At 72.9% G+C, this 25,810-nt stretch carries 22 protein-coding genes and 3 pseudogenes; 9 read left to right on the top strand and 16 right to left on the bottom strand.

All coding sequences use genetic code 11. The annotated features are described in order from the left end of the window. Positions 1-159 precede the first annotated feature (159 nt). Positions 160-666 carry a GtrA family protein gene (locus GHR20_RS21840; protein ID WP_111585885.1) on the top strand — a complete coding sequence of 169 codons (507 nt, stop codon included), beginning with the start codon at positions 160-162 and terminating at the stop codon, positions 664-666. A 59-nt stretch (positions 667-725) separates the two neighbouring features. Here GHR20_RS21840 and GHR20_RS21835 read toward each other — a convergent pair whose 3' ends face one another. Next, the gene (locus tag GHR20_RS21835) at positions 726-1,997 is read right to left on the bottom strand and encodes an ATP-binding protein (protein ID WP_111585886.1); all 1,272 of its coding nucleotides are present in this window, start codon (positions 1,995-1,997) and stop codon (positions 726-728) included. Positions 1,998-2,038: 41 nt separating this feature from the next. Further along, entirely contained in the window at positions 2,039-2,716 is a 678-nt protein-coding gene (locus GHR20_RS21830; RefSeq protein ID WP_020940464.1) for a response regulator transcription factor, read from the bottom strand. Between the two features lie 497 nt (positions 2,717-3,213). Between GHR20_RS21830 and GHR20_RS21825 the strand changes: the two genes are divergently transcribed. Next, the gene (locus GHR20_RS21825; protein WP_148027088.1) at positions 3,214-4,719 is read left to right on the top strand and encodes an oligopeptide:H+ symporter; all 1,506 of its coding nucleotides are present in this window, start codon (positions 3,214-3,216) and stop codon (positions 4,717-4,719) included. Between the two features lie 162 nt (positions 4,720-4,881). Here the strand turns inward: GHR20_RS21825 and GHR20_RS21820 are convergent, their stop codons facing one another. The 6 genes and pseudogenes from GHR20_RS21820 to GHR20_RS21800 all read right to left on the bottom strand — a co-directional run bounded on the left by GHR20_RS21820 (position 4,882) and on the right by GHR20_RS21800 (position 11,059). Continuing rightward, positions 4,882-6,147 carry a hypothetical protein gene (locus tag GHR20_RS21820; protein ID WP_194858951.1) on the bottom strand — a complete coding sequence of 422 codons (1,266 nt, stop codon included), beginning with the start codon at positions 6,145-6,147 and terminating at the stop codon, positions 4,882-4,884. A 2-nt stretch (positions 6,148-6,149) separates the two neighbouring features. Then, positions 6,150-7,234: pseudogene (locus GHR20_RS37650) on the bottom strand (hypothetical protein). Continuing rightward, positions 7,231-8,085, bottom strand: coding sequence for a hypothetical protein (locus GHR20_RS21815; protein WP_153814131.1), 855 nt, complete (start codon positions 8,083-8,085; stop codon positions 7,231-7,233). Before GHR20_RS21815 ends, GHR20_RS37650 begins: the two are co-directional and overlap by 4 nt. 70 nt (positions 8,086-8,155) lie before the next feature. Continuing rightward, positions 8,156-8,875 carry an LPXTG cell wall anchor domain-containing protein gene (locus GHR20_RS21810; protein ID WP_153814130.1) on the bottom strand — a complete coding sequence of 240 codons (720 nt, stop codon included), beginning with the start codon at positions 8,873-8,875 and terminating at the stop codon, positions 8,156-8,158. A gap of 784 nt (positions 8,876-9,659) precedes the next feature. Continuing rightward, positions 9,660-10,256 (bottom strand): ATP-binding protein, encoded by a 597-nt coding sequence (locus GHR20_RS21805; RefSeq protein ID WP_148027084.1) that lies wholly within the window; start codon positions 10,254-10,256, stop codon positions 9,660-9,662. 416 nt (positions 10,257-10,672) lie between these two features. Continuing rightward, the gene (locus tag GHR20_RS21800) at positions 10,673-11,059 is read right to left on the bottom strand and encodes an STAS domain-containing protein (RefSeq protein ID WP_111585893.1); all 387 of its coding nucleotides are present in this window, start codon (positions 11,057-11,059) and stop codon (positions 10,673-10,675) included. A 246-nt stretch (positions 11,060-11,305) separates the two neighbouring features. Here GHR20_RS21800 and GHR20_RS21795 point away from each other — a divergent pair, with 246 nt between their 5' ends. Further along, complete coding sequence (locus GHR20_RS21795; RefSeq protein ID WP_153814129.1) at positions 11,306-12,202, top strand: RNA polymerase sigma factor SigF; 897 nt, start codon at positions 11,306-11,308, stop codon at positions 12,200-12,202. A gap of 96 nt (positions 12,203-12,298) precedes the next feature. Here the strand turns inward: GHR20_RS21795 and hutI are convergent, their stop codons facing one another. The 4 genes and pseudogenes from hutI to hutU form a co-directional block, all read right to left on the bottom strand. After that, complete coding sequence (gene hutI / locus GHR20_RS21790) at positions 12,299-13,474, bottom strand: imidazolonepropionase (RefSeq protein ID WP_153814128.1); 1,176 nt, start codon at positions 13,472-13,474, stop codon at positions 12,299-12,301. 37 nt (positions 13,475-13,511) lie between these two features. After that, positions 13,512-14,846 (bottom strand): formimidoylglutamate deiminase, encoded by a 1,335-nt coding sequence (locus GHR20_RS21785; protein ID WP_153814127.1) that lies wholly within the window; start codon positions 14,844-14,846, stop codon positions 13,512-13,514. Continuing rightward, on the bottom strand, positions 14,843-16,042 hold the full coding sequence (locus tag GHR20_RS21780) for an allantoate amidohydrolase (RefSeq protein ID WP_243878389.1): 1,200 nt from the start codon (positions 16,040-16,042) through the stop codon (positions 14,843-14,845). Before GHR20_RS21780 ends, GHR20_RS21785 begins: the two co-directional genes overlap by 4 nt. Before the next feature lie 92 nt (positions 16,043-16,134). Then, positions 16,135-17,796, bottom strand: a pseudogene (gene hutU, locus GHR20_RS21775) (urocanate hydratase); the annotation flags it as partial. Positions 17,797-17,934: 138 nt separating this feature from the next. On the opposite strand from hutU, the gene GHR20_RS21770 reads away from it, so the two are divergent. The 5 genes from GHR20_RS21770 (at position 17,935) to GHR20_RS21750 (ending at position 21,659) form a co-directional block, all read left to right on the top strand. Then, on the top strand, positions 17,935-19,308 hold the full coding sequence (locus GHR20_RS21770) for a diaminopimelate decarboxylase (protein WP_243878104.1): 1,374 nt from the start codon (positions 17,935-17,937) through the stop codon (positions 19,306-19,308). Between the two features lie 180 nt (positions 19,309-19,488). Continuing rightward, complete coding sequence (locus GHR20_RS21765; protein WP_111585900.1) at positions 19,489-19,872, top strand: hypothetical protein; 384 nt, start codon at positions 19,489-19,491, stop codon at positions 19,870-19,872. Next, on the top strand, positions 19,869-20,753 hold the full coding sequence (locus GHR20_RS21760) for a transcriptional regulator (RefSeq protein ID WP_153814125.1): 885 nt from the start codon (positions 19,869-19,871) through the stop codon (positions 20,751-20,753). Before GHR20_RS21765 ends, GHR20_RS21760 begins: the two co-directional genes overlap by 4 nt. Positions 20,754-20,784: 31 nt before the next feature. Then, the gene (locus tag GHR20_RS21755; protein ID WP_111585902.1) at positions 20,785-21,273 is read left to right on the top strand and encodes a roadblock/LC7 domain-containing protein; all 489 of its coding nucleotides are present in this window, start codon (positions 20,785-20,787) and stop codon (positions 21,271-21,273) included. A gap of 11 nt (positions 21,274-21,284) precedes the next feature. Next, positions 21,285-21,659 (top strand): hypothetical protein, encoded by a 375-nt coding sequence (locus tag GHR20_RS21750; protein WP_111585903.1) that lies wholly within the window; start codon positions 21,285-21,287, stop codon positions 21,657-21,659. Between the two features lie 78 nt (positions 21,660-21,737). On the opposite strand, the pseudogene GHR20_RS37645 reads toward GHR20_RS21750, so the two are convergent. The 3 genes and pseudogenes from GHR20_RS37645 to GHR20_RS21735 all read right to left on the bottom strand — a co-directional run. After that, positions 21,738-21,990: pseudogene (locus GHR20_RS37645) on the bottom strand (hypothetical protein); the annotation flags it as partial. Between the two features lie 147 nt (positions 21,991-22,137). Beyond that, positions 22,138-22,980 carry a MurR/RpiR family transcriptional regulator gene (locus tag GHR20_RS21740; protein ID WP_181516601.1) on the bottom strand — a complete coding sequence of 281 codons (843 nt, stop codon included), beginning with the start codon at positions 22,978-22,980 and terminating at the stop codon, positions 22,138-22,140. A gap of 294 nt (positions 22,981-23,274) precedes the next feature. Next, complete coding sequence (locus tag GHR20_RS21735; RefSeq protein ID WP_111585905.1) at positions 23,275-24,483, bottom strand: MFS transporter; 1,209 nt, start codon at positions 24,481-24,483, stop codon at positions 23,275-23,277. A 63-nt stretch (positions 24,484-24,546) separates the two neighbouring features. On the opposite strand from GHR20_RS21735, the gene GHR20_RS21730 reads away from it, so the two are divergent. Continuing rightward, entirely contained in the window at positions 24,547-24,921 is a 375-nt protein-coding gene (locus GHR20_RS21730) for a MerR family transcriptional regulator (RefSeq protein WP_148027079.1), read from the top strand. Here GHR20_RS21730 and GHR20_RS21725 read toward each other — a convergent pair. Beyond that, positions 24,879-25,796, bottom strand: a complete 918-nt coding sequence (locus GHR20_RS21725) for a fumarylacetoacetate (FAA) hydrolase (RefSeq protein WP_153814124.1) — start codon at positions 25,794-25,796, stop codon at positions 24,879-24,881. The two genes, GHR20_RS21730 and GHR20_RS21725, sit on opposite strands and share 43 nt — an antisense overlap. Between the last annotated feature and the right edge of the window lie 14 nt (positions 25,797-25,810).

Here is a 25,810-nt window from a genome sequence, read left to right as displayed (position 1 = left end):
GCACGGGCCCCCCGTACGTCCGTTCCCGGCTCTTACCCACCGCTTTCCGGCCTCTTTCCGACCTGTTTCCCCGCACTGGCCTGGTCCTCAGGCATCGGGCCCCGCGCGCCGCTAGCATGGCCCAGTTGACCAAAACCTACCGACGGGAGCTGCAACGCCATGGAACAGCGTTCCTCGGGGCTGCAACGGCTCGTGGGCGAGATGGCCAAGTTCGGTGCCGTCGGCGGCGCCGGTGTCCTGGTGAATCTGGGCGTGTTCAACCTGGTCCGGCACGTTTCGACGCTGCCGGTGGTGCGCGCCAGCATCATCGCGACCGTGGTCGCCATCGCCTTCAACTACGTCGGCTTCCGTTACTGGACGTACCGGGACCGTGACCGCAGTGGCCGCACCAAGGAACTCACGCTGTTCCTGTTCTTCAGCGCGATCGGCCTGGTGATCGAGAACGGCGTGCTCTTCCTGGCCACCTACGGCCTCGGCTGGGACAGCCCGCTGGAGAGCAACGTCTTCAAGTTCCTCGGCATCGGGATCGCGACCCTGTTCCGCTTCTGGTCGTACCGCACCTGGGTGTTCCGCGCGATGCCCGCGCAGGAGGCCGAGGAGATCCTGGCGGCGGAGTCGCGCCGCTCCCCTAGCGAGCCCGAGCCGAGGACGCAGCGGGTGCCCTGACCGCTGCCCGGCTCAGCGGACCGCAGACAGACCGCACGAGGGCCTGGCGGCCGTACCGCTCAGCGGACGGTCGGCAGGTCCTCGTCCGTCTTGCGGGCCGGGGGCGTGCGGGAGAGGAACAGGCCGAAGACCGGGGGCTGGGCCTGGAGCAGTTCCAGGCGGCCGCCGTCGGCCTCGGCGAGGTCCCGGGCGACGGCGAGGCCGATGCCCGTGGAGTTGCGGCCGCTGATGGTCCGCTCGAAGATCCGCGCCCCGAGGTCGGCCGGCACCCCCGGCCCCTCGTCCGTGACCTCGACCACGGCCTGGTTGCCGGTGACCCGGGTGCGCAGCGCGACGGTGCCGCCGCCGTGCATCAGCGAGTTCTCGATCAGCGCGGCCAGCACCTGGGCGACCGCGCCCGGGGTGCCCACGGCCTGGAGGTGCCGCTTGCCCGAGCTGACGATGGCCCGGCCCACGCCGCGGTAGGCGGGCCGCCACTCGGCGAGCTGCTGCTGGATGACCTCGTCCAGGTCGAAGGTGACGGCGGAGCCGGTGCGCGGGTCGCGGGAGTTCGTCAGCAGCCGCTCGACCACGTCGGTGAGCCGCTCGACCTGCGTCAGCGCGACGTTCGCCTCCTCCTTCACGATGTCCGGATCGTCGGTGAGGGTGATCTCCTCCAGCCGCATGGACAGCGCGGTGAGCGGGGTGCGCAGCTGGTGGGAGGCGTCGGCGGCGAGCCGCCGCTCGGCGGTCAGCATCCGCGCGATCTTCTCGGCGGAGGAGTCCAGCACATCGGCGACCCGGTCCAGCTCGGGGACGCCGTACCGCTTGTGCCGCGGGCGCGGGTCGCCCGAGCCGAGGCGTTCCGCGGTGGAGGCGAGGTCGGTCAGCGGGGAGGCGAGCCGGTTGGCCTGGCGCACCGCGAGCAGCACGGCCGCGACCACCGCGAGCAGCGCCACCAGGCCGATGATCAGCAGGGTGCGGCCGACCTCGCGGGTGACCGCGGAGCGCGGCTCCTGCACGGTGACGGTCTCGCCCTCCTCGCCGTGCTGGGTGGCGTGGATGACGTCGCCGACGGGCCGGGTGCCGATCTCGATCGGCGGCCGGCCGGGCATCTCGATCACCGCGTACTGCTCTTTGCTGACCGGGTTGCGCAGCGCGTCGCCGTTGACGTTCTCCGCGGCCAGGATGCGGCTGTCCACGATGCTGGCCAGCCGCACCGCCTCGGACTCCACCCGCTCCTGGGCACTGTTGGTGATCGTCCGGGTCTCGACGATCACCAGGGAGACGCCGAAGACGGCGATCACCACGAGGACGACGGCGAGGGTGGATTGAATGAGACGTCGACGCATGTTCCGTTACCTGAGGTGACCGCCGGGCCCCGGTGCGGGGCTCAGCTCTTCTCGAAGCGGAAGCCCACGCCCCGGACCGTGGCGATGTAGCGGGGGTTGGCCGCGTCGTCGCCGAGCTTCTTGCGCAGCCAGGAGATGTGCATGTCGAGGGTCTTGGTCGACGACCACCAGGTGGTGTCCCAGACCTCGCGCATCAGCTGGTCGCGCGTCACCACGCGGCCGGCGTCGCGCACCAGCACCCGCAGCAGGTCGAACTCCTTGGCGGTGAGCTGGAGTTCCTCGTCGCCCATCCACGCGCGGTGCGACTCCACGTCGATGCGCACACCATGGGTGGCCGGGGGCTGCTGCGGCTCGGCCGCGCCGCGGCGCAGCAGGGCCCGTACGCGGGCGAGGAGTTCGGCGAGGCGGAAGGGCTTGGTGACGTAGTCGTCGGCGCCCGCGTCCAGGCCGACGACGGTGTCCACCTCGTCGGCCCGCGCGGTCAGGATGAGGATCGGCACGGTGTGGCCGTCGGCGCGCAGCCGGCGGGCGACCTCCAGGCCGTCCATGCCGGGCAGGCCGAGGTCCAGTACGACCAGATCGACGCCCCCCTGCATTCCGGCGTCGAGCGCGGTGGGTCCGTCCTCGCGCACCTCGACCTCGTAACCTTCCCGGCGCAGGGCGCGGGCCAGCGGTTCCGAGATGGACGCGTCGTCCTCGGCGAGCAGTACACGGGTCATGAGGTGATGGTAGACCGCCCGCGTGCGGTGCCGTGGTGTGATCGGTTCCCGGGATTCTTACCCGGGGTGCCCGGCGGTACGAACCATCACCTGTGGGATGCGATCGTAGAAGGGGCCTTCGAATTCCGTCGCGCGGTTCCCTCGACACCTGTGATCCGCGTCTCAAGTCCTTCCATACCGGGCGGTGTCCTGACGTACAGTGACGTGAACGCCTGTAGTACACCCGGGGACCTTTGGCGGGCATTGACGCTGAAGGTCCTTCTTGTGTGCGGGCCGGTCGGGTCCGACCGGCCTTGAAAGGAATGACCTCTGGCCGGGCTCCGGACGCATCGTCGCGTCACGGAGCGTGGATCCCGGTGGTCGCCGTCCACCGTTTCGTGATCCGGAGCGGACTCCCCCGGGCGTTGGGGGCGGACGGCCGACCCCGCCGGTGCCGGCCGCCACCCCCACCGGGCGCGCAACGCTCCACCGCGCGTCCCGACCAGCAAGGAACGACCATGGCGTCCAGCCTGACGAAGGACTCGGTCCACCCGGGCACCCCCGGCACCGAGAAGACCTTCTTCGGCCACCCCCGCGGCCTGGCCACTCTGTTCATGACCGAGATGTGGGAGCGGTTCTCCTACTACGGCATGCGGGCCCTGCTCCCCCTGTACCTGGTGGCCCCGGGCGGCCTGCACATGAGCGCGGGCACGGCGACGGCGATCTACTCCGTCTACCTCTCGCTCGTGTACCTGCTCGCCCTGCCCGGCGGCTGGGTCGCCGACCGGCTCCTCGGCCCCCGTAAGACGGTCGCGGTCGCGGGTCTGATCATCATGCTGGGCCATCTCTGCCTGGCGCTGCCGGTCGCCGCGAGCTTCTTCGTCGGCCTGGTCCTGGTCGCCATCGGTTCCGGTCTGCTGAAGGCCAACATCTCCACGATGGTCGGCCACCTGTACGACGGTCCGAAGGACGCGCGCCGCGACGGTGGCTTCACGCTCTTCTACATCGGCATCAACCTGGGCGCGTTCATCGCTCCGCTGGTCATCGGCACCATCGGTGAGAACGTCAACTGGCACTTCGGCTTCGCGCTGGCCGCGCTCGGCATGGCGCTGGGCCTGGTCCAGTACCTGCTGGGCGGCCGCCACCTGAGCGAGCAGAGCAAGGTCGTCCCGACGCCGATGACGGCCCAGGAGAAGGCCACCACCCTGCGCAAGGGCCTGATCTGGCTGGCCATCGCCGTGATCTTCTACGGCATCGTCGGCTTCACCGGTCACTTCACCCTCAACTGGGCGCTGATCCCGCTGACCCTCATCGGCCTCATCGTGCCGATCCTGGTCATCGGCCGGATCCTGCGCGACAAGGACCTCGACGGCGAGGAGCGCTCGAAGGTCCGCGCCTACATCTGGTTCTTCGTGGCCGCCGCGGTCTTCTGGATGATCTACGACCAGGGCGGTTCGACCCTGTCGCTGTTCGCCGACGCCTCCGCCAAGAACACCATCTTCGGCTGGAACTTCCCGGTCTCCTGGTACCAGTCGGTCAACCCGGTCATGATCATGGCCCTCGCGCCGGTCTTCGCCTGGCTGTGGCTGTGGCTGAACCGGCGCGGCAAGGAGCCGAGCACGATCGTGAAGTTCTCCTCCGGTCTGGTGCTGGTCGGCGCTTCCTTCTTCGTGTTCCTCGCCCCGCTGTCCATCGCGCAGGACGGCCACAAGGCCGCGGCGATGTGGCTGGTCGGCATCTACTTCCTGCAGACCGTCGGTGAGCTGACGCTGTCGCCGGTGGGTCTGTCGGTGACGACGAAGATGGCGCCGAAGAAGTACGCCTCGCAGATGATGGGCGTCTGGTTCCTCGCGGTCACCGCGGGCGACTCCATCACCGCGCTGCTGTCGAACCCGGCGGTCGGCGGGGTGAACCTCGACAAGATGGGCTTCGTGATGCTGGAGGCCGTCCTCGCGGTGCTCGCCGGTGTGGCGGTGTGGATGTACCGCAGCAAGGTGAACAAGCTGATGGGCGACGTGCGCTAGTCGCTGGGACGTGGCCGACGAGGGCCGTCGCACCCCGGGTGGGTGGGGCGGCCCTCGTCGTTTTTGCGCCTCGGCGCCGTGGGGGGCCTTGTGCGTGGGCGGGTGCGGGTGCGTGGTGGTTGTCCGCGCGGTTCCCCGCGCCCCCGGCCACAGACAGGCCGGCTAGCGTCGGCGGGGCCGGGGCATGAAGGTGAAGACCGCGGCGCCCAGGAGGATCGCCGTGCCGGCCACCAGGCCCAGGGCCTTCAGGGTTCCGTGGTCGCTCGCGCCCGTGTCGGCCAGGCCGCCGGAGCCGCTGGTACCGCCGGTGCCGCCGGCTCCGCCCGTCGAGCCGCCGGAGGTGGACGTCCCTCCCGAGGTGCCGCCCGGCCGGCCGCTCGTGTCCAGGGTGAGCGAGACCTGCGTCCTGACCGGGGTGCAGGTGGTCGTCGTGCCCAGGGCGTTGATGGTCAGGACGCCCGGGGAGAGGGTCGAGGAGCCCGTCGCGCCGGGTTTGTAGGTGCCGGTGAGGTCGGGGATCGCGATGGGGTCGCCGGACTTGATGGGGGCGGCGTTGGCGGGGCCCGCCACGGGGACCGTGCCCTTGTCGGCGCCGCCGACGGCCACCTCCATGGACGGCTTCACGGAGCCCGCGGGGATGTCGGCGGGGCTGTCCATCACCGACTTCCCGAACCGCACCGTGAGGGCGTAGTCCCCGCCGCTCTTCTTCGCGTCGATCCGCACCGGCGAGGTGGCGCTCTTGTCGCCGATCGGGGTCTTGCACGCGTAGGGGATCTGTACCTCCTTGCCGGTGAAGTCGGTCTGCCCGGTGCCGCCCGACGTGGACGGCGTGGGGGTGGGGGTGGCGGTGGGGGTCGGCGTCGGGGTTGGTGTCGGGGTCGGAGTCGAAGTGCCGCCCGCCGCCGTGACCTTGATCGTCGCCGACCGCTGAACCGTCTCCTTCGGTGTGCACTTCGTGTCCGTCGACATCGCGTTCACCGTGTACGCGTCCGGCGTCAGTGTCACCTCCCCCGGCGCCGTCAGCTTCACGCTGCCCTTCATGTCGGACAGCACCATCTGGGCGCCCTTGGGGATCGCGGGGTTCTGCCGCGGCCCCCGCATCGCGATGTCGGCGGTCTGCGCGCCCGCCGCCTTCAGCACGCCCGAGGGCTGCACCGAGTTCGCGGGCAGGTCGATGATGTCGGGGTTCTTGGAGGCGGCCTGGACGAACTTCCATCCGACGTCCACCGTGTCGCCCACCTTCGCCGTCGCGGGCGCGGTGATCTCGACCTGCGTCGTGCCGTCGACGGGACTGATGCCCGCGGGCGGCACACAGTGCGTGGCGTACGCCACGGTCGCCGCCTGCGCGGGCGTCGCGGCCAGGCCCAGCAGGGCGCCCGCGCCGCTCAGCACCAGCGCGGCGCCCACCGCCGTACCTCTCCTTCGCATGCTCACGTGGGTCCCTTTCCGGTGGGGGTCGTACCGGGGGTGGTACGACTCGTCGGGCTGTCGTCGTGCGGTGCGGAGCGCGGGCCCGGCGCCGTGCCCGGGGCGAACCACGGGAGGGCGGTGGCCGGGGGCCCGGGGGCGGTGAGGTCCTCGCGCGAGGGGCGGGGTGCGGGAGGCGGAGGCGCGGGGAACGGTGGCGCGGGGAAGAGGGGCGCGGGGTGCGGGGCCCGGCCGGGCGGCGGGGGCGTACCCGGTCCACCACGGCCATCCCGGCGCGGAACAGGGCCGCCGGTACGACCAGGCAGAGCAGGACCCAGAAGAGGGTCACGCCCCAGGGCCGGCCCACGCCCCAGGGCTGTTCGGCGAGGAGCTTGCCGTCGTGCTTCAGGGAGACGGTGTAGTCGCCGTGCGCCCCGGCGGACAGTTCCACCGGCAGCTCGATCTGCGCCTTCTTTCCGGGCGCGAGGGTGCCGTGCCACTGCCGGTCGTCCCACTCGGGGGCGAACACGCCGTGCGCGGTGCCGACTTGGAAGACCGGGTCCTTGACGGGCGTGGTGCCGAGGTTGCCCGCGGTGAAGACCAGGGTGCGGCCCGGCGGGGCGCCGAACCAGGTCAGCGGGGAGCCGGAGCCGGTCAGCCGGGTGTCGGACAGGATCGACAGGGCCCCGCCGGAGGGCTCAGCGGGCAGCGGGGCGACGGGGTGTCCGGCGACGTCGAGGACGGCGTCCGCCTGGGCCGGGGTGCCGGTGACCGTGGCCACGTGCACCACGCAGGGGCAGGGCACGGGTGGCTCGGCGACCGGCAGCTTCTTGGCGAAGGCGCCCCGCGCGTCGGTGGTGACGGCGCGGCCGTCGGCGTTGGCGCAGGAGTTGGTGCCGCCGATGACGCCCCGGGACGGCGTGGCCCGGCCGCAGACCAGCAGCATCAGCAGGGTGCGCGGGCGCCATCCGGTGCCGTGGACGGTGACCGAGCCGCCGGTGCCGGCCTGTGCCGCGGACAGCCGTACGGCCGGTCCGTCCGCCGCCGCCGGATGCGCGAGCGGCAGCAGGAGCAGCGCCGCGAGGACCAGGACCACGAGCCGCCTCACGTTGCCGCTCCCGTCAACTCGGTCTCACGGGAGGGGGTTTCGCTCTCGCCGGTACGACGGCCTCGGCGCCGGACGAGATACGTGGCCGTCGCCGCCGTCGCCGCGGCCCCGGCGAGGGCGCCGAGCGTGCCCCACGGGACGAACGTGGCCGCCGTGTCCGCCGTGGCGTGCGCACCGCCCGGCGCCGTCACCGTCAGCCGTACATCGACGCGGTCCAGGAGCGGGCGGCCGTGCCACGGCTCGGTGAGGGTGCGCCGGATGCCCGGGGCCAGCCGGACGGGCAGGGTGCGCGGGGCCCGGTCGAGGACGCGTCCGAGGACGCCGTCGGCGCGCACCGCGAGGGTCGGTACGAGCACGGTCGTACCCCGGTTGACCAGCTGGTACGTGATGCCGTCCGGGTGGACGGCCACCTGCTCGACGGTCAGCGCGGCGAGCCGGGGCCCGGCGATCCGCAGCCGTACCGGGACGCTCGCCGTACGGCCCGTGCCGTCGCGCGCCTCGATCGCGCCGGAGCGGTCGCCGGGCGCGGAGCCGGACGGCACGGTCACGGTGAAGGGGACCTCGGCGCGGGTGCGGGCCGGGACGGTGAGCGCGGACCTGGCGAGGACCACCGGCAGACCGGTGCCGCGCAGCCGTACCGTCACCGGGGTGCGGGCCGGGTTGGTCACGGCGATGGTGTCCTGGAGGGCGGTGCCGGGGTCACCCTCGGCGTAGAAGGACGGGCGGGGGCCGCCGGCGGGCGCGAGGGACCAGCCGGCCGGGCGTGCGGCGGCGGCGGCGGGTGACGCGGTGCCCAGCAGCGCCAGCGTCATCAGCAGGGGCGGTCCGAGGGCGCGTACGGCGGACGGCATGGGCGGCTCCAGCGCTGGTGACCGGGTTTCGGCGGCGGACGTCGGCGAACGGCGGTGTGCGGCGGCGGAGTCAGCGACGTACGGCGGGGCCGCGCCGGGTCAGCCAGAGGATGCCCGCGGCGCCGGCGAGGAGCACGGTGCCGCCGAGGGTGCCGAGGGCGAGGGCGGAGTCGTCGGGGCCGGTCTGCGGGAGGGTGCCGCCGGGCGCGGAGCCGGAGGAGGAGCCGGTGCCGGAGGAGGAGCCGCCGGTGCTGGAGGAGCCGCCGGTCGAACCGTCGCCCGCCGCGGTCACGTTCAGCGTCAGGGAGGGGCCCGGGTTGTTGGTGGGAGTACAGGTCGTCGTCGTACCGAGCGCCTTGATGGTGAGCGTGCCCGCGGTGAAGGTGACCTTGCCGGACTTCCTGGGCGTGTAGGTGCCGCTCAAGTCGCTGATCTTGATGGGGGTGTTGGCGGGGATCGCGGCGGCGTTGGGCGGCCCGCTCACCGGGAGCGTGCCGCTGTCGGCGCCGCCGAGCCTGATGGTGGCGCTCGGGCTCATCGCGCCCTTGCCCAGTTCGACGGGGCTGGAGGAGACGCCCTTCTGCCAGGACATCGTGACCTTGTAACCCGCGCCGCTCCGGACGCCCTTGATGTCGATCGGCGAGACGGCGCTCTTGACGCCGATCGGCGTCTCACACTTGTAGTTGACGTCGACCACGTCGGCCTGCGCGGCCGGCGCGGTCAGCACCACGGCCGCCCCGGCCAGCGCCGCGGCGGACGCGAACGCGGCGGTTCGTTTCGGGTACGACACGATCGGTCCACCCCAATTCGTTCCCGGCAGTTTCCTGACGGAGCATCAGGTCAGCCGTCAAGGTACGCCCGGGACCCCGAGGAAGGAAGACACGTACCGGCGGGGTTGTGTGGGGGGTGAGGGGTGAAGCGGTGCGGGCGGACGGGGCGACGGGGGTGGTGCGCGGGCGCTCGGGGCGCGAGGGCCCATCAGGAGGAAGGCCGCGCTCCAGACCTCCCGTGAGCCGACCGAAGCGGCGGGCGAGGCGACCGGGGGCGCGCACGAGCGCCCGAAGCGACCGCCAGGCACACGGGAGCCCCGACGAACCACCAGAGCGAAGGCAGCACTGGAAACGCGAGACTCTCCCGGGACGACGACCGCCCGGCCCCGCCGGACACAGGGGCCCACCCCGGGCCGGGAGCAGGCCAGGCCCCAGAACATCACGCGAGCCGACCGAAGCGGCGGACGCGGCGAGCGGGGGCGTCTACGGGCGTCCGGGACGACCGTCGGGCGCGCGGGATCTTTCGGCGTGACGGTCGTGCGCGCGGGCGCGCGAACCGAGAGCGGCAACCGGGCGCCCGCGCATCGCACGGGCCGGCCGACGCAGCGGCCGGGATCACGCAGACCGGTCAGAGCGGCAGGCCGGGATCACGCAGACCGGTCAGAGCGGCAGGCCGGGATCACGCGGGACCGGTCAGAGCAGCACACCGGGATCACGCGGGACCGGCCAAAGCAGCACACCGGGATCACGCGGGCCGGGCGGCGGCCCCTGGGTCGGGGCCGCCTGGTGGGCCGGGCGGCGTCGTCAGGCCGGGGCGGCGCCCAGTTCCGCCCACACCGTCTTGCCGGGGCGGTCCTGGGCGCGCACCACGCCCCAGTCCAGGCACAGGCGCTGGACGATGAACATGCCGTGGCCGCCGGGGCGGCCTGCGCGATGCGGGGTGCGGGGGGTCGGCTGGCCGGCGCCGCGGTCGGTGACCTCCAGGCGGATCACCTTGTTGTCGCAGGCGAGGGCCAGCTCGTCGGGGCCCTCGGCGTGCAGGCAGGCGTTGGTGACGAGCTCGGAGACGACGAGCAGCACGTCCTCCGCCGCGGCCCGCTGGTCCGCGCCCGCGGCGGGCAGCCAGCCCCAGTCGTACAGCGCCTGCCGGGTGAAGTCGCGGGCCATCGGGACGACGCCACTGGCCCCTTCGAGGCCGAGTCTGCGGACCTGCCGGCCCCGCGCCGTCTCCATGCCGCCGGTGTCCGCCAGGGACGGCGGCGCGGCCGAGGCGGCCGCGCCCGTCACGGACGCCATCGCAGCGCCGGCCGGCGCGTCCTCCCCGGAGGACCCGGACACCCCGGAAGCGCCGCTGGGCTCATGGCCGCGGTCGCCCGGCGGGTAGGGCCGGGTGGTGCTCATCAGCGCTTCACCTCACCGAATCACCAAGTTCACGATTAAACAGTCCGGTGCTCCCCAGCACCGGCCGGTCCGTCCTCCGGCGGCAGCACCGCCCCGTCGTACGTCCCGTCATCCACACATCAGCCCCCGTCCGCCCGTCGCGTGACGCCTCGCACTCCTGTTCGCGGCTGTCCCGTCCGGGCAGGTTCCTGCCCGTTCGAGCCTGTCGCACACCCACGGGTATGTCACACCCGGAGTGCGGCGACGCCGCCTTGACGGTGGAGGTTCGTCAGCATCTCTCCTGCCCGACCCGGGCGCCGGAACACCCCCCGTCTTCCGTGGGATGCACGGGACCCCCGGGATCCCCCGAGACTTCGGGGGCCATGAGGGCAGGAGCGAGGGAGCCGTCCCGCACCCGGCCGCGCACGATCGCGGGCTCAGCCGGTGCCGCCGTCCTCCCCGGCCAGCGCGTCCGCGACGGAGCCGTGGACGGTGAAGACCGCCTCGGCTCCGGTGATCTCGAACACGCGAGCGACTACCGGCTGCATTCCCGCCAGATGGACGCCGCCACCGGCGGCCTCCGCCTTCAAGCGGGCTCCGAGCAGGACGTTCAGCCCCGTGGAGTCGCAGAACTCCAGGCGCGAGCAGTCCACCACGAGCCGCGAGAATCCCTTGCCAAGGAGGTCGTCGAGGGGTTCGCGCAGCAGATCGGCGGTGTGGTGGTCAAGCTCACCCGCCGGTGTGACAACCGCGCTGGCGCCCGCTTCACGCACCTCCACCAGAAGCCGGCCCGACTGTGCGCTGCCGACCATCCCGTGGTCCATGCCGTCTCTCTCCCGAGGTCGTGGCTTGCTGATGCCCTCGAACATTACGCCTTCCTGGCGCGGTCTGGCACCCGAACAACCTCACATAATCGGACATACCTGAACAGAACGCACTTGCGATCGCTCATGCAAAGCCGATAGGGCTAGTACGACACGTACTTCTACACGCCGGCTTTGGAGGCGCCGCACTCCGTAGTGCACCTGATGGCTTCGGCAGCCGTATGCCGAGAACGATGGAGGACACCCATGTCAGCCCGGCTCGACGCCTCGCCTACCCCGATCGCGACGTCGACACCCCCACCGGTACCACTGGATCATCCCATCGATCTCCATGACCCCTTCGAGGGACTCCCGGAGATCCCCCCGTACGACGAGGTCGGCCCCGTCGACGCGCGGGCCCTGTCCAAGACCCTCTTCGGGCGCCTGCAGACGCTGGAGGAGGGGACGCACGAGTACGCGTACGTGCGCAACACCCTCGTCGAGCTGAACCTCGCGCTCGTCAAGTTCGCCGCCTCCCGCTTCCGCTCCCGCAGTGAGCCGATGGAGGACATCATCCAGGTCGGCACCATCGGCCTGATCAAGGCGATCGACCGCTTCGAGCTGTCTCGCGGTGTCGAGTTCCCCACTTTCGCGATGCCGACCATCATCGGCGAGATCAAGCGGTTCTTCCGCGACACCTCGTGGTCCGTGCGCGTCCCGCGCCGGCTCCAGGAGCTGCGTCTGGACCTGGCGAAGGCCGGGGACGAGCTGGCCCAGAAGCTGGACCGCTCGCCGACCGTGGCGGAGCTGGCCGAGCGCCTGGGCATCTCGAAGGACGAGGTCGTCGAGGGCATGGCCGCCTCGAACGCGTACACCGCCTCGTCGCTGGACGCCCAGCCCGAGGAGGACGAGACCGAGGGCGCGCTCGCGGACCGCATCGGGTACGAGGACCACGGGATCGAGGGCATCGAGTACATCGAGTCGCTCAAGCCCCTGATCGCCGGGCTGCCCCAGCGCGACCGGCAGATCCTCTCCCTGCGGTTCGTGGCCAACATGACCCAGTCGGAGATCGGCGAGGAGCTGGGCATCTCCCAGATGCACGTGTCCCGTCTCCTGTCCCGCACGCTGGTACGGCTGCGCAAGGGACTCACGGTGGAGGAGTGACCCCGGGGACGACGGTCTCCGGCCGTCCCCCCTCCCCCCGCACCCGCCGAAGCGGCCCGGACTCCCCGTCCGGGCCGCTTCGGCGTGCCTGGGGCCTCACACCACCCGTACGCCGCTCCGCCACACCCCGCTGACCAGGGGCACGCCCGGCCGGTAGGCGAGGTGCACATGGCTGGGGGCGTCGAGCAGGGTCAGGTCGGCGCGGGCGCCGGGGGCGAGGCGGCCGATGTCGGTGCGGCGCAGGGCCGCCGCGCCGCCCGCCGTGGCGGACCAGACCGCCTCGTCGGGGGTCATGCCCATGTCGCGCACGGCCAGGGCGATGCAGAAGGGCACGGAGGAGGTGAACGACGAGCCCGGGTTGCAGTCCGTGGACAGGGCGACGGTGACTCCCGCGTCCAGCAGCCGGCGGGCGTCGGGCCACTCGGCGCGGGTGGAGAACTCGGCGCCGGGCAGCAGCGTGGCGACCGTGGCCCCGCTCGCCAGGGCGTCGACGTCCGCGTCCGTGAGGTGGGTGCAGTGGTCGGCGCTGGCCGCGTCCAGTTCGACGGCCAGCTGCACGCCGGGGCCGTAGGAGAGCTGGTTGGCGTGGATGCGCGGGTGCAGGCCCTTCGCCTTGCCCGCGGTGAGGATCGCGCGGGCCTGGTCGCCGTCGAAGGCGCCCTTCTCGCAGAACACGTCGATCCAGCGGGCGTGCGGCGCGCAGGCGTCCAGCATCTCGCCGGTGACCAGGGCGACGTAGCCGGCCGGGTCGTCGGCGTAGTCCGGGGAGACGATGTGCGCGCCGAGGTACGTCACCTCGTCGGTGTGCTCGGCGGCGATGCGCAGGGCGCGGGCCTCGTCCTCGACGGTCAGGCCGTAGCCCGACTTGGTCTCGAAGGTGGTGGTGCCCTGCCGCAGCGCCTCGGCCAGGTAGCGGGTCAGGTTGGCCGCGAGGTCCGCGTCGCTCGCGGCGCGGGTGGCGGCGACGGTGGTGCGGATGCCGCCCGCCGAGTAGGCGCGGCCGGACATCCGGGCGTTGAACTCCTGGGTGCGGTCCCCCGCGAAGACCAGGTGGGAGTGGGAGTCCACGAACCCCGGCAGCACCGCCCGGCCGCCCGCGTCGACCCGATTGTCAGTGGCGGGTGCTTTGCTTGCCTCACCGGTCCACGTGACGCGGTCGCCCTCGATGACGACGGCCGCGTCCTGGATCAGACCGAGGGGGGAGTTGTCACCGAGGGAGGGATCGTTGGTGACCAGTGCGGCGATGTTGGTGATGACGGTGCTGCTGCTCATGGTGGCGTCCTCGTGGGGGCGATGGGGGTCGGCGCGGTCAGCGCAGGGCTTCGACGGCGTCGGCCAGCGCGCGGGGCACATCCGGTACGAGCGTGTGCGCGCCGTCGCGCACGACCTGCCGGCCGCCCACGACCGTATGCCGTACATCGGCCGCGCCCGCCGCGAATACGGCCGTCTCGGCGCCCAGCCGGGGCTCGGGGCCCGCGGTCCTGACCGAGTCCAGGGCGATCGTCGTCAGGTCGGCGAGCGCGCCCGGTTCGATCCGGCCGGCCTCGTCCCAGCCGAGGGCGGCGTGCCCGTCGGCGGTGGCGGCCCGCAGCAGGGCGGCGGCCGTCCAGTGGCCCCGGGTGCGGCTGCGCAGCCGCTCGTTCAGCTCCATGGCACGCGCCTCTTCGAGCAGGTCGACGACGGCGTGGCTGTCGGAGCCGAGGGAGAGCGGGGAGCCGGCCCGCTGGAGGGCGACGGCCGGGCCGATGCCGTCGGCGAGGTCCCGTTCGGTGGTCGGGCACATGCAGGTGCCGGTGCGCGAGCCGCCGAGCAGGGCGATGTCCTCGTCGGTGAGGTGGGTGTTGTGCACCCCGGTGGTGCGCGGCCCGAGGACGCCGTGGTCGGCGAGCAGCCGGGTGGGGGTGCGGCCGTGCGCGGCGAGGCAGGCGTCGTTCTCGGCGGTCTGCTCCGAGAGGTGGACGTGCAGCGGGGCCCGCCGCTCCTCGGCCCAGCGGGCCACGGTCGCCAGCTGGGCGGCGGGCACGGCCCGTACGGAGTGGATCGCCGCCCCGATCCGTGCGTGATCCCGTTCCTTGAGAACTGCACAGCGTTCGGCCCATGCCTCCGCGCTGCCGTCGGAGAAGCGGACCTGGTGGGCGTTGGGCGCCTGGTCGAAACCGGCCGCGAGATAGCAGGTGTCCAGGAGGGTGATCCGGATGCCCGCCTCGGCGGCGGCCGCGATCAGCGCCTCGCCCATGGCGTTGGGGTCGGCGTAGGGGGTGCCGCCGCGGGCGTGGTGCACGTAGTGGAACTCGCCGACGCAGGTGATGCCGGCCAGCGCCATCTCGGCGTACACCGCGCGGGCGAGCGCGTGGTAGGTGTCCGGGGTCAGCCGGTCGGCGACGGAGTACATCACCTCGCGCCAGGTCCAGAAGGTGCCGGAGCCGACCTGGACGGTGCCGCGCAGGGCCCGGTGGAAGGCGTGGCTGTGGGCGTTCGCCAGCCCCGGGAGGGTGAGTCCGCGCAGTGCCTCGGCACCCGGCGGCGGGACGGGCACCTGGGTGCGCACGGCACCGATCCGCCCGTCCGCGGTCTCGACCAGCACCCCCGGCTCGACACGGTCGCCGAGCCAGGCGTGCTCCAGCCAGTACGTCGCCCTGGTCAACAGGCCAGCCCTTCCAGTACGTCGGCGAGCGCCGCCACCCCGGCCACGCAGTCGTCCTCGGCCGCGGACTCGGCCGGGGAGTGCGAGACGCCGGTGGGGTTGCGCACGAACAGCATGGCGGTGGGGATGCTCCCCGAGAGGATTCCGGCGTCGTGTCCGGCGCCGGTGCCGAGGACGGGCACGGTGAGGCCGGTGTCCCGGCCCAGGATGCGGCCGAGTTCGTCACGCAGCGCGTGGTCGAACTCCACGACGGGCGTGAAGGACTCCCGTACGACGTCGAGGTCCACGCCGTGCGCGTCCGCGTACTCCCGGGCCGCCTTCTCGATGCCGCCGACCACCGTGTCCAGGGTCTCCTGGTCGGCGGCGCGGGAGTCGAGCCAGCCGCGCACCCGCGAGGGGATCGCGTTGACGCCGTTCGGGTCCACCGCGATCTTCCCGAAGGTGGCGACGGCACCGGCGAGTTCGGCCTCACGGCGGGCGGCGAGCACGGTCTCGGCGTAGGACAGCATCGGGTCGTGGCGGTCAGTGAGCCGGGTGGTGCCGGCGTGGTTGGCCTCGCCCCGGAAGTCGAACCGCCAGCGGCCGTGCGGCCAGATGGCGCTGGCGATGCCCATCCGGTCGCCGGACAGGTCCAGCGCGCGGCCCTGTTCGACGTGCAGCTCGACGAAGGCGCCGATCCGGGCCAGCCGCTCGGGGTCGGGCCCGATGGCCTCCGGGTCGTATCCGGCGGCCGCCATGGCGCGGGGCAGGCTGACGCCGTCCCCGTCGGTGAGCCGGTGGGCGTCCGCGACGGTCAGCGCGCCCGAGGTCAGCCGGGAGCCGACGCAGGCGAGGCCGAACCGGGCACCCTCCTCGTCGCCGAAGTTGACGATCGCGAGGGGCTTGGCGAACCGCGCTCCCCTGCGCAGCAGTTCGTCGAGGGCGGCGAAGGAGGACACCACCCCGAGGGGCCCGTCGAAGGCCCCGCCGTCCGGCACCGAGTCCAGGTGCGAGCCGGTGACCACGGCGTCCCCGGCGGCGGGGTCGCCGAGCCAGGCCCACTGGTTCCCGTTGCGGTCGACCTCGTAGGCCAGCCCGCGGCCCTCGGCCTGCTCCTTGAACCACGCCCGGCACTCGGCGTCCGGCCCGCTCCAGGCGAAGCGCCGGTATCCACCGGAGTCCGCGTCGCGGCCGATCGGCAGCAGCTCCCGCCACATCTCCTGGAAGGAGGAGCCGGGCCGGCCCGCGGCCGAGGGCGGACCCTCGGCCGTTGCCGAGGCGTCGCCGCGCCCGCTCAACCCGTGTGTCACGCCTCGTCACCCTCGCGCATCGGCACCCGGACCCCGCGCTCCGCGGCGACGGACTCCGCGATGTCGTACCCGGCGTCCACGTGGCGGATGACACCCATGCCCGGGTCGTTGGTGAGCACGCGGCGGATCTTCTCGCCGCCGAGCTTGGTGCCGTCGGCGACGGTGACCTGGCCGGCGTGGATGGACCGGCCCATGCCCACGCCGCCGCCGTGGTGGAGGGAGACCCAGGACGCGCCCGAGGCCACGTTGACCATGGCGTTCAGCAGCGGCCAGTCGGCGATCGCGTCGGACCCGTCGAGCATGGCCTCGGTCTCGCGGTACGGCGAGGCGACGGAACCGCAGTCGAGGTGGTCGCGGCCGATGGCGAGCGGCGCGGCCAGCTCACCGGAGGCGACCATGTCGTTGAACCGCTCGCCGGCCTTGTCCCGCTCGCCGTAGCCGAGCCAGCAGATGCGCGCGGGCAGGCCCTGGAAGTGCACCCGCTCGCCGGCCATCTTGATCCAGCGGGCCAGGGACTCGTTCTCGGGGAAGAGGTCGAGGAGCGCCTTGTCGGTCTTGGCGATGTCCGCCGCCTCGCCGGACAGCGCGGCCCAGCGGAAGGGGCCCTTGCCCTCGCAGAACAGCGGCCGGATGTAGGCGGGCACGAAGCCGGGGAAGGCGAACGCGCGGTCGTACCCGGCGAGCTGGGCCTCGCCGCGGATGGAGTTGCCGTAGTCGAAGACCTCGGCGCCGGCGTCCATGAAGCCGACCATGGCCTCCACGTGCCTGGCCATCGACTCGCGGGCCCGCGTGGTGAACCCGGCCGGGTCCTTCGCGGCGGCGTCGGCCATGTCCTCGAAGGCGACGCCGACCGGCAGGTAGGCCAGCGGGTCGTGGGCGGAGGTCTGGTCGGTGACGATGTCGATGGGGGCGTTCATCGCGAGCAGCTGCGGGACCAGCTCGGCCGCGTTGCCGAGGACGCCGATGGACAGCGGGCGGCGGGCGTCGCGGGCCTCGGTCGCGAGCTGGAGGGCGTGGTCGACGCTGTCGGCCTTGACGTCCAGGTAGCGGTGCTCGATGCGGCGCTCGATGGCGCGCGGGTCGCAGTCGATGCAGAGGGCGACGCCGTCGTTCATGGTGACGGCGAGCGGCTGGGCGCCGCCCATGCCGCCGAGGCCCGCGGTGAGGGTGATGGTCCCGGCGAGGGTGCCGTTGAACTTCTTCGCGGCGACGGCGGCGAAGGTCTCGTAGGTGCCCTGAAGGATGCCCTGGGTGCCGATGTAGATCCAGGAGCCGGCGGTCATCTGGCCGTACATGGTCAGGCCGAGGGCCTCCAGGCGGCGGAACTCCTCCCAGTTGGCCCAGTCGCCGACCAGGTTGGAGTTGGCGATGAGGACGCGCGGCGCCCACTCGTGGGTCTGCATCACGCCGACCGGGCGGCCGGACTGGACCAGCATGGTCTCGTCCTGCTTGAGGGTGCGCAGGGTGCGCACCATCGCGTCGAAGGAACGCCAGTCGCGGGCGGCCTTGCCGGTGCCGCCGTAGACGACGAGCTTGTCGGGGTGCTCGGCCACCTCGGGGTCGAGGTTGTTCTGGAGCATGCGCAGGGCGGCCTCCTGCTGCCAGCCCAGGGCGCTGAGTTCCGTGCCGCGCGGTGCTCGTACGGGGCGGGGTCCCGACATCGTCTGCCTCCTGCTGTTGCTACGTCTATTCACATCCTGGCTGCATGAATAGAACTAGTCAATACATCGGGGCGGCCCCGTCCGCGCGTCCTGGGTGTTTGGCTGGAAGCAGCTGACGTCCGACAGGAGGGAATCGCGGTGGACCACGAGGTCGAGACCGAGGCGCGGGAGCGGTCCGCGCGCCGGGACGAGGCGGTGCGCGCCGCCGTGGAGCAGGGCCTGCTGGGCCCGGACACGGCGGTGGTGGGGCTGCTCGACGCGCGGGGCATCCGGGAGTCGGCGGCGGCGCTGCGGGCGGCGTTCGAGGCGGTCCTCGCGCCCGGCACCCCGGTGCTGCACGCGTTCGCGGTGAAGGCGTCCCCGCTGGTGCCGGTGGTGCGCCTGCTGCACGAGGAGGGCATCGGCGCCGAGGTGGCGAGCCCGGGCGAGCTGGCGCTGGCGCGCGCGGCCGGCGTACCGGCGGCGCGGACCGTGCTGGACTCGCCCGCCAAGACCCCGGCGGAACTGCGCGAGGCGCTGGCGCTGGGCATCGCGGTGAACGCGGACAACCCGCAGGAGCTGGACCGCCTGGACGCCCTGGTGCGGTCCGCGCCGACCGACTCCCCGGTCGGCATCCGGGTCAACCCGCAGATCGGCGGCGGCAGCATCGGGGCGACGTCGACGGCGACCGAGACCTCGAAGTTCGGGGTGGCGCTGCGCGACGAGGGGGCGCGCGAGTGGGTCGTGGCGGCGTACGCGCGGCGGCCGTGGCTGACCCGGCTGCACGCGCACACCGGCTCGCAGGGCATTCCGCTGGAGCTGCTGGCGCGGGGCGTGGCGGAGACGTACGCGCTGGCGGAGGAGATCAACGCGCGGGTGGGGCGGCGGCAGATCGACACGCTCGACATCGGCGGCGGCCTGCCGGTGAACTTCGCGGGCGAGGCGACGGACCCGTCGTACGGGCGGTACGCCCGGCTGCTGGCCGAGGTGGTGCCGGGGCTGCGCGCGGGGCGGTACGGGCTGGTGACCGAGTTCGGGCGGTCGCTGCTGGCCAAGCACGGCACGGTGGTGGCGCGGGTGGAGTACGCCAAGCGCTCGGGCGGCCGGCGGATCGCGGTGACGCACGCGGGCGTGCAGGTGGCGACGCGGACGGTGTACGCGCCGGCGGCGTGGCCGCTGCGGATCGCCGCGTACGACGCCAAGGGCCGGCCGAAGCCGGGGCCCGAGGTGGTGCAGGACGTGGCGGGCCCGGCCTGCTTCGCGGGCGACCTGCTGGCCGAGGGGCGCGCACTGCCCCCGCTGGAGCAGGGGGACTACGCGGCGGCGCTGGACACGGGCGCGTACTACTTCGCGCACCACTACGCCTACAACTCCCTCACCCGGCCCGGAATTCACGGCTTCGCGCCGGACGGCGCGGGCGGCGTGGCCTTCGCCACCGTGCGGGAGCCGCAGACGGTCGCGGAGGTGGTGGCGGAGTCCGGGGGCGCGCAGGCTTCGGCGCTCACCACCCTGCGTGCACCCGGGAGCCGTTGACGCGCCCCCGCTCCATTCGAACAAATGGATCAACTCCGCTGACACACGGGTCAGTTGACCAACTCTAGTCCGCCGGACGCATGTTCCACTGGAAAATGCCAAACGGCTCACCCCTCCCCCACACGTTGCGTAGTGTCAGGGTCACTCATCCGGAGTCCCAGGCGGGAGGGGAGCCACGCGGTGCCCGGAATCGACGAGTGCCTGCTGGAAGCGATGCGATTGCCCGGTGCCCGGGGTGCCGCGCTGGTGGACTGGACGAGCGGCCTCGCGCTCGGCACGGCCGGTGAGGCGCCCGGCGGCGACCACGAGACGGCCGCCGCCGAGGCCGCCGAACTGGCCCGGCTGGCCGCGGAGCACGGCACGTTCACGGCCCGGCGGCAGGACCGCCCCCCGGTGGAGGACGTGATCGTCAGCAACGCGGACAGCTACCACCTGCTGCGATTCATCGACACGTCCTTCGACAGCAGCGTGTTCCTGCATCTGTGGCTGGGGCGCGAGGAGGGCAATCTCGCGCTCGCCCGCATCCGGCTCGGCGAGATGGCCGCCCGCCTGGTGCTGGGATGACCATGGTCCGTACGCCGCCGCCGCTGCCGGTGCGGGACAAGGCCGCCGCCCGCGCGCTGTCCCCGATGCTGAACCGGCTGGCCGAGGAACGGGCCACCGGCGTCCTGGTCCGCGAGCACGGCACGCTGTACCTCGCCGAGGGCCGGGTGGTGCACGCCGAGAGTCCCCTCGCCCCGGGTCTCGACGTGCTCCTCACGGCCCACGGCACCCTGGCGGCCGCCGCCTGGCAGCGGGCCGCCGCCGCGGCCGAGGGCCCGTTACACGCGGCCGAACTCCTGCTGGAGTCCGGCCTGTTACCCTCCGGCGCGCTGGAACTGTGCCATCTGGACGCGCTGTACGACGCCGGGTACTTCGCCCTGGCACCGAGCAGTACCCCGGGCCGCTTCCACTACGAGGGCGCGCCCCGCACCGGCCCGCTGCCCTCGGTCCCGGTGGTCGCGCTGGAACGCGAGACCCTGCGCCGCCGGCTGCAACTGCACCGCCTGTGGCCGGACCCGGCCGCGGACACCGCGCCCCTGATCCGCGCGGACCCCCTCCCCCACCGGGACACCGGGCCCTGCGTACCGGCGGGTCCCGCCCGCCGCACCCCCGTCGCCCCCCGCCAGCGCGCCGTCCTGGACCGCGTGGACGGCACCCGTACGGCCGCCGACATCGCCCGGGAGCTGGGCCGGCAGGCGTTCCACACCCTGGTCGACGTGCGCAGGCTGGCGGCGGCCGGGCACCTCGGACCCCTGGCGCCGGCCGTACCCGTACCCGTGCCCGCGGCGCCGCCCCCGACCGCACCGGAGCAGGCGCGGAACCTTCCGCCGCCGCTGCCCCCGGTCACCGACCCCGACATCGCGCTGCTGAAGAGGCTCAGGGATGCGCTGGAGGCCCTTTGAACGGCCACGCCCCGCCGAGAGGAGAGAGCTGATGGTGTCCGAGGACGCCCTTGGGACCGTCCTGGAGGAGCTGCACCGGCTGCGCACCCGGGTGCCGCAGCTCACCGGCTCGCTCGCGGCCGGCGTCGACGGACTCGTCGTCGCCCACGACACGCCCGGCGTCGACCCCGACGGGCTCGCGGCGCTCACCGCGGCCGCGCTCGGCGTCTCCGTCCGGGTCTCCGACGCCACCGGCAACGGCGGCCTGCGGGAACTGCTGGTGCGCGGCGAGCGCGGCTACGTCGCCACCTACGCGGCCGGGCGCAGCGCCGTACTGACCCTGCTCGCGCAGGACCGGGTCAACGTCGGCCGGCTGCACCTGGAGGGCCGCCGCTCCGGCGCCCGGATCGGCGAGGTCCTGGACGCCGCCGAGGCCGAGGCCGCCCGGAACGCGCCCGCCCGCCCGGCCGCCGCGCCCCCGCGACCCCGCGCCACGCGGACCCCGCGCACCACCACCGCACGCACCACAACCGACAGTTGAGAGGACCCGACATGGCCAACACCGAGACCGCCCTCAAAGAGGCGCTGACCTCGATCGAGGGCGCCACCGGCGTCGCGCTCGTCGACTACACCAGCGGGATGGCGCTGGGCACGATGGGCGGCGGCACGACCTTCGACCTGAACGTGGCCGCCGCCGGCAACACCGATGTGATCCGGGCCAAGATGCGCACGATGGAGATGCTGGGCATCAAGAGCGAGATCGAGGACATCCTCATCACGCTCTCCGACCAGTACCACCTGATCCGCCTGCTCAAGGGGCGCGGCGGCAACGGCCTGTTCCTCTACCTGGTCCTGGACGCCACCCGGGCCAACCTGGCGATGGCCCGCCACCAGCTCAAGCGGATCGAGGAGGAGCTGGAGGTCTAGGACCTCACCGGTCCGGGACCTCACCGTTCGGACGAGGGCCGCGGTACGGCGGCGGCGGGCCCCGCCCGGGGCCGCGTCGCCGGCCACCGGCACCGCGAAGGCGGAGCCGAGCGCGGGGGCCCGGGCCGCCACCAGCCACCAGCGGTGCCCGCGGCGCCAGTTGCGCACGGTCACCGCGCGGTCCTGGAGCACGTCGTACTTGAAGAGCGCGGCCCCGGCGAGCACCCCGATCCGGTGTCCCGTCCATCCCCCGGGCACGGCGCCGACGCCCGCGGCGACCACCCCGGACCACCACAGCGGGGCGGCTCCCCGCCCGTACGACGACGGCCACCCGGGCCAGTCCCCGGCCGCCGCGCTCCCTGCCTTCGCCACGCTCTCCACGCGCCACGTCACCCTCCCGTGTCACGAGTCCCGCGCGGCCTCTGTCCGGCGGGGACGTCAGCGGGCGAACGTGAGACGGACCTGAGCGGAGCGGGACTCACTCCACGAAGAGGCCCCGGGCGGCGGCCTTGGCGTCGAACTCCTCCAGGCGGGCCTGCGCGTCCGGCAGGTCGTCGCAGACCGCCTCCAGCAGCACCCGGCCCAGCAGCATCGGCGCGCACGCGGTGTCGAAGGCGAGTCCGGTGCCGACGGCGGCGGGCAGCAGCAGGTCGGAGTGCTTGGCGACGGGCGCGAACGCGGAGTCGGCGACGGTGACGACGGTCAGGCCGACGCCCTGCGCGTAGGCGAGGGTGTCGACCACCTCGCGCGGATGCCGGGGCAGCGCGAAGCAGAGCAGGGCACTGGCGCCCGCGCGGACGGCCGCGTCGATGCGGTCCTGGATCATCGTGCCGCCCTCGTCGAGCAGCCGGACGTCCGGGTGGACCTTGGCGGCGAAGTACGCGAAGCCGTACGCCTGGGAGGCGGCGGCGCGCAGGCCGAGCACCGGCAGCGGGCGGGAGGCGGCGAGAATCCGCCCGGCCTGCTGCACCGGACGCGGGTCGGCGAGCAGGTCGGCGAGGTGGCGCAGGTTCTCGATCTCGGCCTCGACGGCGAGCTGGTACTCGTTGTGCACGCCGTTCTCGGGGGCCGGTTCGGCGGGCACCACCTCGCGCAGGTGCCGGCGCAGCGCGGGGTAGCCGTCGAAGCCGAGGGCGACCGCGAACCGGGTCACCGACGGCTGGCTGACCCCGGCCAGTTCGGCCAGCTCCACGCTGGACAGGAAGGGCACGTCGGCGGCGCGCCGCACCATGCTGTGCGCGATGCGGCGCTGGGTCGGTGTGAGCCGGTGGCCCTCGAAGAGCGCCTGCAACCGGTTGGCCGGGCTGTCGGTCACGGTCATCACGTACTCCCCCTCGGTTGTCCTCGACGCCCCGGGAGAGTACAGCGCCGAGGCCGTACCGAACACGGACCGATATTCAGTCAAGGTTTCGCTGTATACCGTTATACAGCGCGGGGGCGGCCCCTCGCACCGTCGCGCCGTCACGCCGGCCGCACCGCGCGGGAAGGCCCCGTACCCGATGGAGACGGGTACGGGGCCTTCGTCAACGCCTCGCATGGTCGGTCCCGGCGGGGGATGGAGTGGACCGATCCCGGTGCGCGGCGCGTTCTCGGGGGGCTCGGCCCGCCCGGTGCCTCACTGGGCTCCGGGGCGGGACGAGGGGAAGGCGTGCTTGCGGGCGGCCAGCACCACGATGAGCACCGGGGCCATCAGGGCGAGGACGCTCCACGGGAAGGACTTGGGGCCGAGGCCCTCCAGCAGGATGCCGCCCACCGCGCCGCCGCCGGCCATGAACGAGTTCCAGGTGGTGACCAGCAGGGCCTGCCCCCGGTCGCCGCCCGCGTCGGTGACCGCGGTCTGCAGGAGGGTGGTGACGCCTCCCCAGCCCAGGCCCCACAGCACCATGGCCGCGTAGACCACGACCACGTTGCCGGCCAGCACCCCCAGCAGGACGGCGGCGATCAGGAACAGGGCGCTGCTGACGATGGTCAGCTGCCGCAGCTTGCGGTCGACCAGGGCGCCGGTGATCCAGATGCTCACCACGGACGCGATGCCGAAGACGAGCAGCACGATGTCGCGGGAGCCGCCCATGTGGTAGGCGTCGAGGAAGGTGGAGATGTAGGTGTACAGGATGTTGTGGGCGAGCACGTAGGCCGCGACCACGAACAGGACGGCCACCACGCCCGGCAGGGACAGCGCCTTCAGGATGGGCTCGCGGACCCCGGGCCGCTGACCCGGGGCGTCCGGCACCGACACCGTGATCCAGCCCAGCAGCGCCACGGAGATCAGCGTCACCAGGCCGAAGGTCAGGCGCCAGCCGAAGAGGCCGCCGAGGAAGGTGCCGAGCGGGATGCCCAGCGACAGGGCGAGCGGGACGCCCGCCATGGTGATGGCGATGGCCCTGCCCTGGAGGTGCGGGGGCGCCAGACGCCGTGCGTAGCCGACGAGTTCCGCCCAGACCGCGGCCGCGGCGACACCGGCGAGGAGCCGGAACGCCATCGTCAGCGGGTAGCTGGCGGAGAGGGCGGTGACCAGGTTGGCCACCGCGATCACGGCCACGGCCAGCAGCAGCAGCTTCTTGCGCCGCCAGGCGCCGGTGGCGACGGACAGGGGGATGGCCGCGACGCCGGTGGCGATGGCGTAGACCGTCAGCGCCTGGCCCATCGCGGACTCGCTCACCGACAGGTCACGGGCCATCTCGGGCAGCACGCCCGCCGGGAGTGCCTCGGTCAGAATCCCCATGAAGGCTGCTGTGGCCAGAGCCAGAAGCGGTGAAAGGGGCAGCTTCCGATTGTCTGCTGCTGGAGCGGAAGCGCTCGGCAGCTCTGTCTGGGATGTCGACATGACTGTATCCTCAAACCCTCACATTGGTGTGAATGTCAAGCTCCTGCGATCGAGGTGGGTCACATGCGGATCGGTGAACTGTCCGAGCGGACCGGAACCCCCCGTCGGCTGCTGCGCTACTACGAGGAGCAGGGCCTGCTCGTCGCCGGTCGCGCGCCGAACGGCTACCGGGACTATCCCGAAGGCTGTGTGAACCGGGTACTGCAGATCAGGGGGCTTCTCGACGCCGGCCTGCCGACGCGGATCATCAAGCAGATCCTGCCGTGCATCAACGACCCCCGGGCCATCCACGTCTCCGACGCGACGCCGGAGACGATCGCCACCCTGGAGACCGAGCGGCAGCGCATGACCGACCGGATCGAGTGCCTGCTGCGCAGCCGGGAGGCCATCTCCGGCTACCTCGACGCCGTCCGCGCCGAGTCGCCGGTGGCCGCCTGACCGTACTGGACGGGGTTGGCCAGCACGACGCCGTGGCTGGCCACGTCGATGACCATCCGGTCGCCGTCCTCGATCCGGAACCCGTCGTGGTACGTGGCCTTGTCGGCGCCGAGCAGCAGGTAGTTGACCAGCCCCGGCCGGCGCAGATGCGGGTACGACAGGATGTACCGCGCCATGTCCTCGACGCGGTGGTAGAGGGAGTCCGCGCCGCAGGAGAACTCGCCCTCCCAGGCCGGGGCGCCGTCCCGCTCGATGGTGACCCGGCCGGTCACCGTCCGCGGCGGTTCGCCGAGGAACAGCCAGGGCGTCAGCGAGGTCTCGCACAGCTTGGCGTACGGCGTCCAGGCCCACGGGTTCTTCAGGTGCAGCCCGATGTCGTTGAAGTCGTTGCCGAAGGTGTAGCCGGCGTAGTGCGGCACCCCGTCCTCGTCGTTGACGTGGACCAGGGCGATCTCCGGCTCCTCGATGAGCCAGACGGGGTCGGCCGGGGTGACCAGGGGCTCGTCCGGCATGCGCAGCCAGGAGCCGAAGCCCTTGATGTAGTAGTTCGGCGGGGTGAACTCCTGGTCGGGGGCCGGGTCGTGGTCGAACTTGGAGCGGTGGGTGCCCATGAAGCCGTTGACCAGGGAGTTGTTGGTGCTGGTGGGCAACAGCGGCGGGAGGAAGCGCAGTTCGGGGTCGCCGGTGGTCACCTCGACCGTCTCGGTGCCCTCGGTCACGGCCGACAGGAGCGCCCCCGGTCCGCCGCCCGCGATGACGGCCGCGCGCAGCCGGTCCTCGGACACCCGGTACAGGACGTGGGTCTCACCGGGGACCGGTATGCCGGTACCGGCGTACCGCTGACCCTTGTACTCGCATTCGAAGAGGATGGACATGGCGGTGTGGGTTC

The organism is Streptomyces sp. SUK 48 (genome assembly GCF_009650765.1).
GTDB lineage: Bacteria > Actinomycetota > Actinomycetes > Streptomycetales > Streptomycetaceae > Streptomyces.
Note: the sequence above shows the minus strand (reverse complement) of the source record. Positions and strands in the feature narration are given on the sequence as shown.